At 58.3% G+C, this 17,855-nt stretch carries 10 protein-coding genes; all 10 read left to right on the forward strand.

Features of this window, described 5'->3' with window-relative positions; all coding sequences use genetic code 11:
* Window positions 1-1,336: EAL domain-containing protein (locus VMH34_02870; protein ID HTT07714.1), on the forward strand; the 1,336-nt coding region annotated here is incomplete at its 5' end.
* Between the two features lie 80 nt (window positions 1,337-1,416).
* On the forward strand, window positions 1,417-3,138 hold the full coding sequence (locus VMH34_02875) for a ShlB/FhaC/HecB family hemolysin secretion/activation protein (GenBank protein ID HTT07715.1): 1,722 nt from the start codon (window positions 1,417-1,419) through the stop codon (window positions 3,136-3,138).
* A gap of 151 nt (window positions 3,139-3,289) precedes the next feature.
* Window positions 3,290-4,588 carry a sigma-54 dependent transcriptional regulator gene (locus tag VMH34_02880; protein HTT07716.1) on the forward strand — a complete coding sequence of 433 codons (1,299 nt, stop codon included), beginning with the start codon at window positions 3,290-3,292 and terminating at the stop codon, window positions 4,586-4,588.
* 21 nt (window positions 4,589-4,609) lie between these two features.
* On the forward strand, window positions 4,610-5,494 hold the full coding sequence (locus tag VMH34_02885) for a peptidylprolyl isomerase (protein ID HTT07717.1): 885 nt from the start codon (window positions 4,610-4,612) through the stop codon (window positions 5,492-5,494).
* A gap of 56 nt (window positions 5,495-5,550) precedes the next feature.
* The gene (locus tag VMH34_02890) at window positions 5,551-6,945 is read left to right on the forward strand and encodes an HlyD family efflux transporter periplasmic adaptor subunit (GenBank protein HTT07718.1); all 1,395 of its coding nucleotides are present in this window, start codon (window positions 5,551-5,553) and stop codon (window positions 6,943-6,945) included.
* A 50-nt stretch (window positions 6,946-6,995) separates the two neighbouring features.
* Window positions 6,996-10,199 carry an ABC transporter transmembrane domain-containing protein gene (locus VMH34_02895; protein HTT07719.1) on the forward strand — a complete coding sequence of 1,068 codons (3,204 nt, stop codon included), beginning with the start codon at window positions 6,996-6,998 and terminating at the stop codon, window positions 10,197-10,199.
* 28 nt (window positions 10,200-10,227) lie between these two features.
* Window positions 10,228-11,565, forward strand: coding sequence for an FHA domain-containing protein (locus VMH34_02900; protein HTT07720.1), 1,338 nt, complete (start codon window positions 10,228-10,230; stop codon window positions 11,563-11,565).
* Between the two features lie 158 nt (window positions 11,566-11,723).
* Window positions 11,724-13,688 carry a TolC family protein gene (locus VMH34_02905; GenBank protein ID HTT07721.1) on the forward strand — a complete coding sequence of 655 codons (1,965 nt, stop codon included), beginning with the start codon at window positions 11,724-11,726 and terminating at the stop codon, window positions 13,686-13,688.
* The gene (locus VMH34_02910) at window positions 13,685-15,751 is read left to right on the forward strand and encodes a TolC family protein (protein ID HTT07722.1); all 2,067 of its coding nucleotides are present in this window, start codon (window positions 13,685-13,687) and stop codon (window positions 15,749-15,751) included. Before VMH34_02905 ends, VMH34_02910 begins: the two co-directional genes overlap by 4 nt.
* On the forward strand, window positions 15,741-17,801 hold the full coding sequence (locus tag VMH34_02915) for a TolC family protein (protein ID HTT07723.1): 2,061 nt from the start codon (window positions 15,741-15,743) through the stop codon (window positions 17,799-17,801). Before VMH34_02910 ends, VMH34_02915 begins: the two co-directional genes overlap by 11 nt.
* Window positions 17,802-17,855: the final 54 nt, after the last annotated feature.

Below are 17,855 nucleotides of genomic sequence, written 5' to 3' on the forward strand. Positions count from 1 at the left end.
AGAGCTGGTTGGGACCATCAACAGCATGTCCGGCAAGATCCGGGATGTCATTGCTACCGAAGTGTCCCGGGCGGAGGCGTTTCGCCGTGAAGCTTTCCACGATCCGCTCTCCGGGTTGGACAACCGCCTCAGTTTCGAGCAGAGGTTCAATGAATGGCTGCAGGCCAAGAGCGAAATCTACTCGGGCGCGCTGTTTTTGGTGGAACTGAACAACTTCAAGGCCTTCAACCAGAAACATGGGTTTCGCCGCGGCGATGAACTGATTGTTCATGCCGCTCGCGCCCTTGCCGAAGTGTGGAACGGGCGCCAGGCAATCCGCGCGCGGTTGGGAGGAGCCACCTTTGCGCTGGCGGTTGAAAACGTCGATTTCGAGGAGGCGCAACGCCTGGCAGCGGCCGTGTGCGCCCATTTCGAACTGACATTGTCGGAACAAGGTTATTCACCGGAGGTGGGCTTTGCCTGCGGCGGATGTCATTTTGGAAACATCAAACCAACCCAGTCGGCATTGTTTTCCGGCGCCGACATGGGGTTGATCAAGGCGCAGAATCAGGGCCTGAATACCTGGGCGATGGTGCGCATCGGGGACGACGTACGCGATGAAAAAGGCTCACAGTATTGGAAGACTGCGATTTCGCGCGCGCTGGAAGATAATCGTCTTGCGCTATACACCCAACCGGTATTGCCGATCGGCGGCGGTGCGCCATTGCAGCATGAGATCGTGGGCCGTCTGATCGACGAACGCGGCGAGCCGATCGCGGCCGGCGATTTCCTGCCCATGGCCGTGCGTCACAATCTTGTGGAATTGCTCGACAGGAAGGTCATCGAAAAGCTGGTGCGTTACCTGGTGGACAAGCCGGCGCCGGCGGCGCAGTACGCACTCAACATCTCTGCACGATCCATCCGGAATGTCGCGTTTGTAAAGTGGCTCTCCGAGCTCTTGCGGTCCCATCACGTCGTCGCCCGCCGGTTGGTGTTTGAAACCACGGAAATCGGCGTTGTGCAGGATATCGAGACGGCAAAAAGGTTCGCGCAAACGATTCGCGGCGCCGGCGCCCAGTTTGCCGTGGACAATTTTGGCCTGCATCGCGAAGCGTTCCGTTACCTGCAGGCACTGTTCCCCAATTACATCAAACCGAGCCGCGGCTTCTTCGAGCATCTGCAGCAGCACCGGGAAAATCAGTTTTTCATTGCCTCGGTGGTAAAGATTGCACAGCCGCTGGAGATTCAGGTGATCGCACAGGCGATTGAGGACACGAGTGTGCTTTCGATCCTGCGAACACTCGGCGTCCATGGTTATCAGGGCTATGCGACGGGCAAGCCGGAACGGTTGGTTTAGACAGGTGCACTGCGGATCATGTTAAAATTAATAAAATCATAATATTAGCGAATCAAGTTAATAAATAATATAATGAGGCCATGCAGCCATCAATCAAGCGCACACCGAAGTGGCGCGCGGCGCTAATCGTGGCGTTTATTACCGGGCCGGCCTTCGCGCAGACCCCGCGGGATGCCGGTCGCATACTTCAGGAAACCAGCCGGCCAGACATTGAGCGCGCCCCCCAAGGCGCCCCCACCATCAATGTGCAGGAGCCAACGCGACCCGCACTAACTGCGCCTGCGGAAATCCGCTTCAAGGTGTCGCATTTTCGCCTAAGCGGCAACACCGCCTTCCCAATCAGCGAGTTGTTGCCGCTCCTCGCCGAATTCGAAGGGCGGGAACTGTCGCTCAATGACTTGCAGCAGGCTGCCGCCCGTATCACCGAGTACTATCACAAGCATGGTTATTTGGTAGCGCGGGCATATATCCCCGCCCAGGACATCAAGGATGAAACTGTTGAAATCGCCGTGCTCGAAGGGCGCGTAGGTTCCCTGTCAATGCATTCACAAGGCGGGCAGCGGGTGCCTGATGAACGGCTGCTCAAAGTTGTGCGGGCGGCTGTGCCCGAGGGCGCGGTAATCAACGGGAAACCCGTGGAGCGTTCATTGCTTCTGATTGACGATCTGGCTGGCATATCGGCAGCGCACGCCGTTTTGAAACCTGGCGAAGCCACCGGCACGTCCGACATCGCCGTCGATGCGATGCAGGGACCGTTTATCTCGGGCGATGTTGATTTTGACAATTACGGCAACAGGTTCACCGGCGAGAAACGACTGAGCGGGACGATGAATCTGAACAGTCCGCTGCACCGGGGCGACCTTGCCAGCGTACGCGTGTTACATGCCTCCGATACCGATTATGGACACGCCAGTTACCAAATACCGATTGGCGCATCGGGGTTGCTGGCGGGCATAGGATATTCCATTCTGCGATATCACTTGTGCTGCGAATTCAAACCGCTGGAAGCAAGGGGCGTCGCGCAGGATGTCAGCGCCTTCGCGCGATATCCCATCGTACGCACGCTGAATTTCAATCTCTACGATGGTTTGTCGCTCGACCGAAAACATTTTTTTAACACCACACTGCCTGGAACAACGAGCGATTACCACATCACGGTGGGCGTGGCCACTCTTTTGGGTGACTGGCACGATGCTTTTGGCGGCGGTGGTATCAATGGTTTCAGTGTAGCGGCGGCGGCCGGCGATCTTGATCTCAGCGACTCGCCCAACCGCGCCGCGGACGCCGCCGGACCGCGCGCCGAGGGCGTTTATGGCAGATTCAATTTCCAATTCTCGCGGGTACAAGCCATTCGGGGGCCATTGAGCGCGTTTTTTTCGCTGACCGGCCAATTCGCCACCAAAAATCTGGATTCCTCAGAGCAGTTTACTCTGGGTGGCCCCAACGGCGTGCGCGCCTATCCGCAGGGCGAGGCCCCCGGCGACGAGGGTTTGCTGGCGAATATTGAATTGCGCTGGGACCTGCCGCACGACGCGCAGCTGGCGGCCTTCCTTGACCACGGTGAGATAGAGTTGCGCAAAAACGAGTCCGCCACACTGGCGGGCACAAATGGTCCGTCCAACCGCTATTCCCTGACGGGCGTGGGCGTCGGACTGAACTGGCAGTTGCCAGACAACTTCGTCGTGCGCTCGAGCCTCGCCACGCGGCTCGGCACCAACCCGGGCCGCGATGCGAAGGGTAACGATAACGACGGCCAGCGCGACGATGTTCGTTTCTGGCTGCAGGCAGCGAAGTACTTCTAAACCGAGTTGATTTTCCCCCTCTTGGGTTTAAGAACCCAGAACATGGGTATTCAGCGGCTGCATCCCCATGTCGTGGGATACTCATATCCACCAGCGGCGGAGTTCGTGTATTCTCGACTCATCGCCGCGCAGGCCGTGGTATCAAAACGCCATGATTGAGCTGAATGACGACTACCGGGTCAAGCCGCCCGAACCCCGCCCCCTGCTGAGGCCGGTCACTCTGCCGGGCGTGGAGGCGGGCGACGTGCTGATGGAGCATATCGCACGAATAGAATCTTTGAAAATCAAATTGTTACGTCTGCCTGGCCTGACCGATTTGGATCGCAATGACCTCTTCAACGATTTGGATATTTTGCGTGGAGCCCTGTTGCAAAGTCGCAGGGGCATACAGGTCAATCCGGACGCCCCCCCGGGGGTTGAGCCCTCTCCGCGTCGCCGTGCTGCCACGGCGGAACTCAAGATGGAGGGCATCATCGGGCAGAGCCCGCGCATCCAGAAATTGCTGCGCATCATTTCCAGAATCGCCCCCACTGATCTCACGGTGTTGATGGAAGGAGAAACAGGGGCGGGCAAGGAATTGTTCGCCAGGCTCATACACAACAACAGCGGGCGCACGCATTTTGTCGCGGTGAACTGCGGCGCGTTTCCGAGCGGGCTCATCGAGTCGGAATTGTTCGGCCATGTCAAGGGGGCGTTCACCGGCGCCACCCACGATCGCAAAGGCAAATTCGAAGAGGCAAATGGCGGTACGATTTTCCTCGACGAGATTGGCGAACTGGAGATGCCGGCGCAGGTCAAGCTGTTGCGCGTGCTGCAGGAGGGGGAATTGCAACGCGTCGGTTCGGATGCGGCGGTCAAGACCAACGTGCGCGTGATTGCCGCCACCAATCGCGATTTGGCGAAGATGGTGGAAGAGGGCACGTTCCGCGAGGATTTATATTACCGCATCAACCTCTGCCCCCTGTTTATCCCGCCATTGCGGGAGCGGCGCGACGAGATCCGCATTTTGTTTGAATATTTTTTTCAGGCCGAGGCCGCCAGCCGCGGCATTCGCGAACCGGTGCTGGATCGCGGATTGCAGTCATTTCTTTATGAACGTTACGATTTCCCCGGCAATATTCGCGAACTGAAAAACTTGGCGCAGTTCCTGGCGAATGTGTCGACGAATGCGCCGCTCGGGGTGGAGGATTTGCCGGAACGCTACCAGGAGGCATTAACAACCCGGGGCGGGCATGGGGAAGATGATTCGCCGCTGGTGCACGCCAAGGATCGGGCCGAACGACAGACGTTGACGGCAGTGCTCACACGCCTGGGCGGACGGGTGCAGGCGGTATGCACCGAATTGGATATTTCCCGAGCCCGGCTGTATCAACTGTTGAAGAAACACGACCTGAAACCCGCGGATTTTCGCGCCCGGGGCCGGCGAGTGGCGAATCAGCGCAAGGAATAAAGCATTCACAGGGGGATGGGGATGGTCACGGGGGGGGGGCAGACGTTGAATCAGCAGGGCGGCGTTCATGACATGACGCTGCTTGATTTCCTGAGGTTGGAGCGCGGCTCCAAGTCCAGAACCCGAAAAGCAGCAGCGCCGCCGCGCCCCGACGCCCTTCCGCAGGTGCATGCGTTGACCACGGTCAGGGGCAAACCGATCACGGTGGATGACGTCCTGCTCTACCTCAAGGCCACCGGTGTCTTCCGCAACGCCATTTATCAAATCATCTCGATCGAAGTCATCACCCTGAAGGCTCGTGAATTGAAGTTGTCGGTCACCGAGGAGGAACTGCACGCCTACAGCAAGGCCCGGCGGGAAAGCCTGGGGCTGGTCGAGGCCACGGCGATGAACGACTATTGCAAGTGGCTGGGGATCACTTTCGACCACTGGCAGAAGCAAATCGAGATCGAATTGCTGCATCTGCGTCTGAAAAAGGCGCTGTTTCCCGAAGCCCGCATACGCGAGCAGTACGAGGCGCACCGACAGGAATTGAAGACACTATCGGTATCTCGCATTGTCACGCGGGATCATGCCTCATTGCGGGAGATGGCGGCATTGTTGCAGGCCGGACAGCGGGATTTTTCCACGCTGGCGAGAGAGCACTCCTTGGAGCAGAATACAAGGGTGGCGGGGGGCTACCTCGGCCGCATCCGCTGGGGTATGCTGCCCGCCGATGTGGAAAAAGTCCTGTTCGCCGCGGCACCAGCCGCACTGGTGGGTCCGTTGTCCCAGGATGGATACTCGGTCCTCTACCGCGTTGACGACGTGCAAGAGGCGGATTACACCGAAAAACTGAAAGAACAAATCAGCGAACGTTTGTTCGCGGAATGGCTGGAGCGCGAGGTACGTATCGCCCCGGCCTGACGGATGACAGGCTTCCCGCTGAGGCAGGCTTAATTTAAGTGGAGGGGAGATTTCGTATGGCTGTAGGTGCCAATACCAAGGTGCGGGTGGAACAATTACTATCCCAGCCCGTACGACACACCATCGCCGCTGCCCGGCTGTTGTACACGCCGCCCTCGTTCATTCTCCGCGGTCCGATTTGGCTTATCGGCATCATCACCTTTTCAGCGATCGGCTACTCCTTCTGGGGGCGCAAGGATGAACTGGTGACGGCGCCGCTGCGCCTGCAACGCGAATCGACGACGATTCAATCCGTCGGCGGCGGCATCATCATCGACCTGCCCGCCACCGCCAACAGTTTCGTACACTTCGGTGATCTGCTGGTGTCGATCCAGGAACAGACCCGGCTGGCGGGCCAGAGTGAAAAAGAGGCCATGGAGCAGAGGCGCGGCGACCTGGAAAAGGAGCTGGCCAAGACCCAGGACGAGTATGACAACGCCATCAACAAGCTAAAATTGCAAATCCAGGACTACGATACCAATGCTTCGGTGCGCAAGAGTTCAGCGGAGGGCCGCATTAAACAGATTCAAGAACAGCTGGCCACCGCCGAGCGCACGCTGGCGCACAATGAAGAGCTCATGGGCACCCTGAACAAGCAGTTTGAGCGAAAAAAGTCGCTGTATGACAGTCACGACATCACGGTAACCGAGTACGAGGCCGCCCAGGCGCAGGTATCCGCCCAGCAGAAGGCCATAGATGACAGCCGTTCGCAAATCGCCTCCATCAAGGTCGAACTGGCCACCGCCCAGGATGAACTCACCAAATCCGGGGAATTGAAATCCAAGGAGGAATTGCAGGGCGAACTTGACATCACCATGCAGCGCAAGGAGCGCGACGTCAAGGTTCTCCAGGAGCGCATCGCCGCGGTCGGCACCAAACTGGAAGCAGGCAAGGAACTGATCGAAGGTGTCAAGTTTGGTGAAAACAAGACCGACTATACCAGCACCTTCAACGGCCTCATCACCGACGTCCTGGTGACCAAGGGGCAGGTCATTGGCGGGGGGCAGCCGCTGGTGACCATGGTCAAGGAATCGGCGCCTCTGGAGGCCGTTGTGCTGGTGGAGAACAAGGATATCGGCCATCTGAAGAAAGGCCAGCGCGTGATGTTCAAGTATTCCGCCTACCCCTATCAGGATTACGGCATCCCGGAGGGGCGCATCACCGAAATCGCCACCAAGCCCTCCGAACAGTTGGGCAATAAATACCCCGTCCGGGTGGCGTTGATGTCGGAGGAGATCAGCAAGAATGGCGAGCGTCCCAAGAAACTGGAGATCGGCCTGGAGGGATCGGCCGAGATCAAGGTCGGCGAGAAGCGCCTGATCGAACTGGTTTTCCGCCCACTGTCGAAATACTTCAAGTCCGATCAGGAAGAGGAGAAAGCGGCGTCGTCGCCGCCCGTGGCAAAGGGTTAGTTCGAAGCGGCGGAAATTTTCCAAGGCACGAGGCGCATCGGGAGCAGGTCATGAGCAGAGAAGAAGCAGTCCGGTTCGTATTGAACAGCCACCTGATGTTCAGTGGTTTGAGCAATGACGACAAACAGTTGCTGGTGCCGTTGTTCGAGGTGAAGAATTACCGCGCCGGGGAGGTGATCGCAGAGCAGGGCCAGAACATGGCCGGGATGTATGTGGTGTACTCCGGCAAGCTCCGGTTGAAAGAGACCAAGGCCGGCAGACGCACCAGCCTGGGCGAGTTCGGGACTGACAGCACCTTTGGCGAATTTTCCCTGATCCAGGCCAAGCCGTGGGATTACCAGATCGCCGCCTCCGAGGATTGCAGCCTGCTGCTGCTGCCCGCCGACAAGGTGAGGCCGTTGCTGGCCAATCGCCCGACCATGTCGGCCACCTTCAAAACACAGGTGGGCCTGGTGGAGCTTGGGCAGCGTCTGCGCGGCATGCTGGGGGCGGCCAAATACACCCCGGAGCAATTCACCGCCATCTTGAGCCGCATCGGCATCAAGAAAGGCAAAAAAAGCAAGTATCTGTTCAAGCAGGACATGGAAGATCGCCGGTTGTATTACATCGAGACCGGTTCCGTGGACCTTGAGCGCACGCTCCTTTCCGGCGAGAAGGTGATTCTGGATCGTGTCGGCGCGCGCGAGCTTATCGGCGAGGGGGGCGCCCTGCCTGATCTGGGCACCAACGGCATCCAGCCGCACTCGGCGCTGTGCGCTGCTGACACCACCGTGCTGGTGATTAATGAGGCCGAGGTGCAGAAGATTCTGGCCATCAACCCGGCGCTGCACGAGAAACTGCGCGTGCGTTTCAACTCCATGCGCATCCGCGAGAAAGAGGAGAAGGACATCAAGAACCGCGCGGAAGGTGCGGATCAGCGCATCAAGCTCGCCGATTCGGTGACCGAGGAGGAATTCCTCGCCAAGCATGCCAAGGGACTGGACAGTTTTCCGAACGTGCGCCAATTCAGCGAGCAGGACAATGCCGCCGCCTGTCTGACCATGGTCGTGCAGCATTACGGCAAGTCGTTCACGCTGGGTCAGGTGCGCGAGATCGCCAATCTGTCCATCGCCAATCCGACACCGAATGCCATCATCACCGCCTCCGAGATCCTCGGAATTTCGGCACGCGCCTACGCCGTCACCTTTGAACAACTGGAGCGCATGAAGCTGCCTGTGATTGTCGGCTGGGAGGGATACCGTTATTCGGTGATCTACAAGATTACCGACAAGGAAGTGTCCTTCTCTGATTCCTTGTACGGTCAGGGCAGGGTGCCAAAACAGCAATTCATCACCAGCTGGACTCGGGCGCAGGTGGCCGGCGTTGAGCGCGAGGACCCCACCCGCGGCGTGGTCATCGGTCTGGATCCCACGGTGGAATTCACCCGGCTGGAGCCGCCGAAGAAACCCATACAGCATTTTCTCGACTATATCATCCCGCACTGGAAATATTTCGCCGAGGGGCTGCTTGCGGCGCTGACCATCAATTTTCTGGGCCTGGCCACGCCGCTTTTCGTGCAAAGCATCGTTGATACCGTGGTGGTGCACAAGGATGCAGATCTGCTCAAGATCATGCTGGTGGGCATGGCGCTGGTGACCTTTTTTACCGTGTTGTCCAAATCAGCACAGGCACTGTTGCTGGCCTATACCACGGCCCGGATCGATCTCAAGCTCGTGGCCGAATTCTACCGGCACGTGCTGAGCCTGCCGATGAATTTTTTCCTGAGCCGCAACAAGGGCGAGATCCTGGCTCGGTTCGGCGAGAATCAGAAGATCCGCCACATCATTGCCGGCTCGACCATCTCCACCATCATGAGCATGATTATGGTGGTGATCTATCTGTTCATGATGATTTCCTACAATGGCACGCTGACCACCATCGCCATGTGTTCCATCCCCCTGTACTTCCTGCTGCTGTGGTTTTTCGTGCCGCGCATCAAGGCACTGGCGCAGAAAACCTTCGTCACCAACTCCCAGTCGCAAAGCTATCTCATCGAGTCGTTGAACGGCATCGAGGCCGTCAAGGCGACTTCGAACGAGTACTTCGCCCGTTCCCGCTGGGAAAATCAGATGACCGAGACCATCAACCTGCAGTTCCAGAGCCAGCGGCTGGAACTGGTTTCCAGGGGGCTGTATGAAACGGTGCAGTCGGGCACCACCATCGCCATCTTGTTTTTTGGCGCCAGTTCGGTCATGGCAGGGCAGATGACCATCGGCGAACTGATGGGGTTCCAGATGCTGATGGGTTCGGTGATGGGTCCCATCATGAGCATGCTTGATTTGGTCAATCAATTCCAGGAGGTGCGCATCGCCATCGATCGCGTTGGCGACGTGCTTTCCGTCAAGCCGGAACAGAACATGCTGCAGCCGGACAGCATGCCTGCCACACTGACGCACACCCGTGGCGAGGTTACCTTCGAGGACGTCAATTTCAGCTATGTCGCCAATGGCAAGGAAAACGCCATCATGCGTAATTTCAATCTTGAGATAGAACCAGGCATGCGCGTGGCCTTCGTCGGGCCGTCAGGCTGCGGTAAGAGCACCATTGCCAAGATGATCCTGGGTTTCAACATCCCGCAGAGCGGCTTCTGCAAGATCGACGGCCGGGACATCCGCACCCTCGAACTGTCCTCGCTGCGCTCCAACATCGGCGTGGTGCTGCAGGACAGCTTTCTGTTCGGCGGTACGGTGGCGCAGAACATTGCTTTGGGCGATCCGGAACCGGATATGCAGGCGGTCAAGGAGGCCGCCCGGCTGGCGGGCGCCGATGAATTCATCATCCGCTACCCTCTGGGATACAACACACTCGTGGGCGAGAAGGGCATCGGGGTGTCCGGTGGCCAGCGTCAGCGCATTTGCATCGCCCGCGCGCTGTACCGTCAGCCCAAGATCCTCATTTTTGACGAGGCCACCAGCGCTCTCGACAACGAATCCGAGGCGCGCATCATGGAAAACATGCAGGGTATACTGGCGGGGCGTACTTCGTTTTCGATTGCACACCGCCTGACGACGGTGATGGATTCCGACATGATCTGCTTCATCAAGGATGGCCAGGTACAGGAGAAAGGGACGCACAAGCAACTTTTGGACAAGGAATATCTCAAATCCATGGGGTACAAAGGCTTGTATTACACCATGGCACAGACCCAGTTTGATTTGCCGCCGTTGGATCTGGGTTCCCCACAAGAAGCGCCGGTATTGCAACGAGTCAATTGAACGTCTTAAAGAATCCTGAGGCCATAGCATGAGCAGTGATGATAAAACGGTGATGTTTACCGGTACTGTGGAAGTCCCGGCCCGGCCCGTCAGCGCCGCCGCCGGTCCGTTGCCATGCAAGCTCATCTGTTTGGAACCCAGCCGGCTGCCGGATCCCGCAGGACTGGGTCTGGAGATCGACCTGAGCGGCAAGGAACAAACCGTCGGCCGCGGCGAGGAAAACACCGTGCCGTTGAACGCCACCGGCATCTCCAAAAAGCACGCGCGTTTCTATTTCAGCAGCGGCAGCTGGCGGGTGCAGGACATGGGCAGCACCAACGGTGTGCACGTGAATGATGCCAAGGTCGAGGACGCACCTCTGAAGGCCGGCGATACCATCAAAATCGGCAAGATTCCGTTTCAATTCGTGATGGTGCGTCCGGACATCAAGGGCACCGTCACCAAGGATGGCAAGAAGCATGATGAGGATTTTGATCCGGACAAAACGGTTTCCGAGCGCACCATGTTCGTCGGCTCCAACCTGATGGCGGCGGCCATGCTGCTGGATGCAAAGAACAAACAACAGGAGGCCGAAAAACGGGCGGCCGCCGCGCCAGTCCGTGGGGGTGCGGGGCGAAAGGCGGCGATGACGCCCGCCGTGGAGCAGAAAAAAGTCGGCATTATTAAATGGGTTGCGGCGGCGGTATTGCTGATTGTCATCATCGGCGGATACTGGTTTTTGGGCCGCGGCAGTTCCGGCGTGGAGGGCGTGTTGAAAAATTCCCGGGCCGAGGTCAAGGCCTTTATGCGCGACAGCGAGGATAGCGCCGGCCGCTATACCGCTGCCGAGCATCAACAGCAGACTACACAGCTCGGCAACATGATGGCGGAATTGAGCGAGGCCACATCGCAATATCCTGATTCGGAGGAGCTGAAGGCGGTAGAGGCTGAGGTACTGTTCCTGCAATTCGAGCGCAACTTGCTGAATCTCATCCAGCAGGGCAAACCTGATCAGGCCATTCCCCTGCTGGCCCAGGTGCAATCGGAATTTGGCAAGCTGAGTACGGGCAGCACGGCCACCAAGGATGAGGACAGCAGGAAAATTTATACGGATGTCGCCAATCTGCTCGAATTGGCGGGACCTGTCATCCAGATCAAGACATTCGCCCGGCGTTATCCGAATCCTGCCAAGGACGCCAAGGTCGCCCCGTCCAAGGCGGAAATGGAACAGATCAAGAAAATGCGCGATCAGTTCTCCGAACTGCGCAAGAAGAACAATCTGGCGCTATCGCTCAATTACCTGCTTTTTAACAGTATCGTGGGCGATGTGGACGACAAGGATGCGGTGGTGGTCGACAAGTGGGGGGCCATGACCGGCACTAACTAACCTGACGGTGCTGCAAAGAGGTTGTTTTTAGTCTGCGGCATGAGGTATGATTTCCGAATAGAAATAACAAATTAGCCTTGCGTCGCAGGGTTTGGTTTAAGATTCCAGCCGACAGGGGGGATGGAATGGGCAGCAGTATGCGGCGAGGATAACTGGGGATGCGCACGTATTTACGCCCGCCCGCCGGACGCATCGGTTTGTCCCTTCTGCTCTGGGCGATTCTTCCCCGCCTACTCATTGCGCAGGAACCCACCCCCATAAACACCGATCTGCCGGCAGCGGAGGAGGAGTCCGTTGCGTCGCTCGCCCAACGCTTTGAATCCGTGACCAGTGAAGAGGCGGGGCGCGATCTAATTGAGCAGGTGGTCGCCGCAGTGCGTCCGGGCGCGGAGGGATTTTTCAGTCACAAGAAAATCTCGGAACTGCGCCAGAGTGAGATCGCCGATCTCGGGCGCAACCGCAATCTCGCCGTCGCCATCAGGCAGCGCGAGCGTGATGTGGCCGACGCAGCTCTGACCGGGAGCGCTGCAGCATTCGATCCGTTTTTCTCAGTAGCGCTGAATCACTCACGCTTTGATTCCTATCACCGCACCAGCGATGTCTACCGGCTGCGGGATAAGTTCAGCCAGGTTGACTTCACCCAGTTGCAACTGGATTTTTTCCAGCTGTCACACGGCGTTCCGAACACGAGTTCCAATTTCGTCTGCGCCGTGGTGGATGGTGAGCTGGCAAACCCCGAATGCCAATCCAATGTCCTTGCGAACAAACAACTGGAGTTTGCCAGTTTCCACATGCACGACCAGTTTCTCTGGGGTTCCCAATTTATCCTGGTCAAAAATTTCTCCTGGGGCGGCAACCCGGACCCCCTCACCAGCGGCAACATCCGCGTGGAACTCGACGTCACCAGGGAAAAGAAGGATTTCTTTTCCTTTCCTGGATTTCTCGAGGGGCCGGTGCCCAGCGATCCCGCACTGGGTGTCGTGGCCCCGATCAACGTCGGCAGCCGTCTGCCGTGGACTTCCTTTCTCGATCTGTCGTTTGAAACGCCCCTGCCCTACACCAAGAATTTTGGCGAATACGGCAATACCAGTTCAATCGGCATCAAAAACAGCGCCATCGGTCTGCAGGAGGCCGATTGGAATATGGCGGCGACGTTCAACCAGGTTCTGGGCAATCCATTCGGTCTTCGGGATCAAAACGGCAATTTGATCGGGCTCATGCAGAGATACTGGCAGCTCATCGGCGCGCTGAAGCAGGTTCAGGTACTGGCCGCCCAGGATCAAATCCTGGAACAGATTGTAGCCAGCACCCGCCGGCAGTTCGATCAGCAACTGGTCACCGCCTACGACATGGCACAAGCCGAGGCCCAGCTGCAGAACCTGCGCGACAGCGAGCAGATCGCCTGGAACAATTACGTGCTGGCCTCCAACGCAGTCGCTGATTTGCTGGATTATCCCCCGGATACCATCATAGTTCCCAGCGGTTACGCGCAGGCTTTTGCCATGGAATATACGGTCGACGCCGCTGGCGTCCGCCGCACAGCCCTCGACAACCGCCGCGAGTTGAAGTCCGCCCAGGGCGAGGTGGACAAGGCGCAGAACAATCTCAACTTTGCCGAAAATCAGGTGCGTCCGGATCTCTCCCTTTCCGCCTCCGCTGTGCTCGCCCAGAACAACACGGCATTCGGCTATCAGCACGTGACCGGGTCGTTGCTGAACCTTTTTGAGCCCGACAGCAGCGATTTTTTTGTGGGCATCAGCTATCGCCTGCCATTTGGTTTGCAGGCCGAGAAATCAAGGCTGGGACAGGCACGCAACGCCATGACCATTGCCATGGACAATCATGCCCAGACCGAACTGGGCGTCACCCAGCAGGTTGACAACGCCCTCGCCGGTTTTTTAAGCGCCCGCGCCCAGAAGCAGTTGGCGCAGCAAAGGATGGAGCTTGCAGAACTGGCCTATGCCAAGGTGGAACGGCTCAAAAACCTGGGGTTGGCCAGCCAGTTTGAGCTGTTGCAGACTTTGAACGATATGCTGAGCGCCCGCTCCAACTACATCGATGCCACGGTGGGCTATCATCAGGCCTATGTGCAGTTGCAAGCCAGCGAAGGGTTGTACGAATGAACCCAGCGGCCAACATGAATGAGCATACCGCCATCCGTCGGCAGACCCGGCGCAAGACCATGGTGGCGGTGCTGTTTGCCGCGCTCACCGGCGGAATACAGGCGCAGGAAACGCCGGCGGCGCCGTCCGATGCGGCTGCGGACAAGGAGGTCAATACGGCCTCGGTGAAGGTCGCAAATCTGCAAACTGCCGATGGCGTGGCGGAGCGGGAGAAGGCCATCAACGACGTGATTCGCGCCGCTTTCAACGCCAAGAGCACGGAAGGCGTGTGGCAGACGCTGGCCGGCAAGAAACTGGTGGAGATCGATCCGCACGCGGTGGCGCTGGCGGCGTTGAACAAGAACCTGTCCATCCAGGTATCGCATCTGAACAAGGAGATTGCCGCCGCGGCGCTGGACGAGGCCCGGGCCCTGTTCGATCCCGTCCTGAACCTGTCGTTCAACTACAGTGACAGCCGGGATTTCCTGCGTAACGAAACCGTGGCGCGATTCCACAAGGCGACGGTGCATTGCACCGGCGTGGTGGCGACCGATCCGCCAGAGTGTGCGGTGATTAACAACGATCCGAACCTGGATCCTGGAGGTCCGGGAACCGGCGTGTACGCGCGTTCCAATGATTTCCTGTTCTTCAGCAGCGGTTCGCCGGTCCAGTTCCTCGGCTATACCCAGCCGCGCCCGGCGATTTACAAGGTGCAAAGTCAGGTCGCCCATCCGGACGGCGTCACCGGTGATAACGAACAATATAACGCGGATTTTACCGTGACCCAGCTGCTGCCCTGGGGGCCGAGCCTGAGCTTCAACTACGAAACGGTTTACAAGACGGCGGATTTCATCAATAACCCGGACAGCCCGCAGGTGTCGGCGGGCAGTTATCACCGGCCCTGGACGGTTAACACGTCACTGTCGTTGACCATGCCACTGCCCGGCAGCGCTGGCTTCGGCCCCGACGCGGCCCAGGCCGATGTCGATGTGCACAAGTCGCTGCTGGGCAATGAACAGGCGGTATGGAACGTCAAGGACGTTATCAATAGCACCTTGCTGGTTGTAGACATCACATTTTGGAACCTAGTCGGGGCCACCAACAACTTTTACGCCGCGTTGGAAAACCAGCGCAGCGTGGAACAGTTGCTGAAGAAGACCGAGGAGATGTATCAGCTGCGCGAGATTACCGATTACAATCTTTCCCAGGTGCAGGCCGAGCTGGAGCGGGTGAAAAATCAGGTTGAGCAAACGAAGAACGCCTACATCAGCGCCTCCAACGCACTGCAACCATTGCTGGACAGCGGTGCGGACGTGGTCTACCTTCCCATCCAGTACAGCGTCAGCCTGGTTACGCCGCTCGAGGTGGACCCGGCTCAGCTCAGGCGGGAGGACGTCGCGATGAATCCGGTGCTGCAGGCGGAGGATTACAACGTCCAGTTGCGCGACGTCGATGTGAAGCAAAGCGACATCAACCGCCAGCCCAACCTGACCCTGAATGCCAATCCCCAATGGCTGCAGTCGAACAGCGTCTTCGGCTATTCCGAATGGCCCACGGCCATGAACAAGTTCTTCTCGCCGGACATCATCACCCAGACCTATACACTGCGTCTGGTGCGGCAGTGGGGCAACCAGGCGCTGGAGTCCCAGTATGCCGGTAACAAGGCCCTGCTTGAGAGGGAAAAGCTGATACTCCGCAGCGCTGAAAACACGCAGGTGCACAATCTGAGCGATGCCACGGTGGGGCTGATCAGCGCGCGGGCCCGCACGGATATTGCGCGCCGCAACTGGCAGCTGGCGCAGACCGCTTATCAGAAATCCGTCGATCAACAACGCGCGCGCACCGTGACTGAATACGAAATCATCCTGCAAAGCCAGAATCTGTTGCAGGCCACCAATAATTGGATTAGTGCGGTCATCAGCGCCAAGGAGGCCGAGGCCAGCGTGCTGGCGGCCCGTGGCGAACTCGTGGCCAAGTATGCCGAACGCACGGCCCAGACCGCCGCCGAGGAGGGCCGGGTCAAGGCACTGGCGATGGAAAACATCATCCCGCTTTTTGCCGGCAAGGTGTTCCATGATCGGTGAGCGTTCAACTCCGCGGTTGTTCGCCCTGCTTATGGCGGGCGGCCTGTGCGGCTTAAACGCCGGACTGGCCGTTGCCGCGGATGAGGCAGCCGGCACGGCACAGGAACAGGCGCGACTCGTTGACCTTCTGGGCGTGGACAGGCCGCTGGTTTCCGACGAGGTACTGAAGTCCGTTGCCAGGGAATTAACGCAGGGACAGGGTGCCCAGCTGTATGTGGAACCCAGAAAGGTTCGATTGCTGCCTCTGCGCGCCGCCGCCTTGGAGGCGTTGCAGAAGAATCTGAGCATCACGGTTGGACATGAAAGTGCCGAACTGGTTGAACAGGCCATCAAGGAGGCCGACGCGATCTTCAATCCAACGTTTTTATTCAATGTCGGCTTTGATCAGAGCACCACCTATGAACGCAGTCATTTTGGCACCGTGAGCATACAGACATTCTCGCCCTGCTTTTTCGGCTGCAACGGGGATCCCCTGGGTTTTGGAGGCCCATCCCCCCTTACGGGGGTGAATGGGTCGATTACCATCCCTCCTGATATATTGCATCCAGGGACCCCGCGGGTGAACCTGCTGCAATTTATCCAGGTAAGTTCCAGTTCCTTGCCCCCCGGACATCTCTGCAATCAGGATCCGGTGCTTGCCAGCGGCTTCTGTATGAAGGAAGTCGATGCCAGTACGAGTTCGAAGACGGGTCCGACACGCACCATGAAATACAGCGTGGAGGTCGATCAGCAACTGCCGTGGGGCCCGAGCTTCAGTGTCGGCCTCTTCACCACCGATCACAAGGTGTATTACAACCAGGCACAACGCCTGTCTTTCAACCGGCCATACGCCACCACCATGGTGTTCAACATGACGCTGCCGGTGCCGGGCGGCAAGGATTTCGGCCCACAGGCGCCCAACGACGTGAGTTTGCGGCAGGCGGAAAAGAGCGCCGAGCGCGCCGTCTGGGATTTACGATCCATCATCAACTCCACACTACTCGAAGTGGATAACAGCTACTGGCAGCTGGTGCGCAGTATTGAAAATCTCGCCGTAGTCATAGACAACCGCCAGCACATGGAAAAAATCGCCGAGCACACAGCGCATCTGTATTCGCAGGGACTCACGACGGCCTATGGCAAGGCCCAGGTCGATGCCGAACTGGCGAATCTGAAGACCGAGGAGGAGGCCGCCAAGGTGGCCGTAATCACGGCCTCGAATAATCTGGCCCCTTTGCTAGAGACTTCCGGCGAGTCCACCGATCCCTACCTGATCCTGCCGCGTGACTATCTGCCGTTGCTGGACAAGCTGCTGGTTGTGGATGCCGGGCAGGCGGTGCAGCAGGGGCTGGCGCACCGTCCGGATCTGGCCGCCGAAAGAGTGTCGAAGGAACAAAGCGAAATCGCGCTGGAATTCCAGCGCCACCAGTTGCGCCCAGATCTGAAGCTCACCGCCAATGTAACTGCGGCGCAGGATAACTCACAGATCGGCTACCGGACCTATTGGAAGAGCATAGGCGCCGTGGGCGATCCAGACACCTTGTCCAAAAATTACAATTTGAATTATCACTATCCATGGGGGAACCGCGCCTTCAAGGCGCAATTCGTGCAGGCGGAAAAGAGCGACGAGGCGGAGGCGCTGACCGTACGCAACGTGGAGAACACCGTCGGACAGCAGGTGAATGACGCCCTTGCCGCTGTCTTTGCCGCCCGGGCGCAGGTTGATATTACCGAAAAAAATGTGAATTTTGCCCAGACGGCCTATGACAAGTTGGTCAAGCGTCGTGAGATCGGCGGCGACGTGCGCGAACTGGAGTTGGTGACCAAGTCGCAGGAATTGCTGGCGGCCAGACTGAATCACATTAATGCCCTCATCAATAACAAGATTGCCGAGTCAAACCTGCTTGCGGCGCAGGGCATCATTGCCGCGGCCTATGGCGAGGCCACCGCGCCGAGCAGCGTGGACATACAGCGCCTGGAGTCGCTTGCCGGCTACGGGGTGTTCAAGTATTTCCCGCAAATATTCGGACATACCACTTCCCGCAAGACCACCACCGGCGATCAGAAATAGCACACCGTTAATCGTGAGTACGGGAGCCCCCGCCCTTCGTTCCACCGTTGCCTA

The organism is Gammaproteobacteria bacterium, assembly GCA_035501935.1.
Taxonomy (GTDB): Bacteria; Pseudomonadota; Gammaproteobacteria; order JAJPIJ01; family JAJPIJ01; genus JAJPIJ01.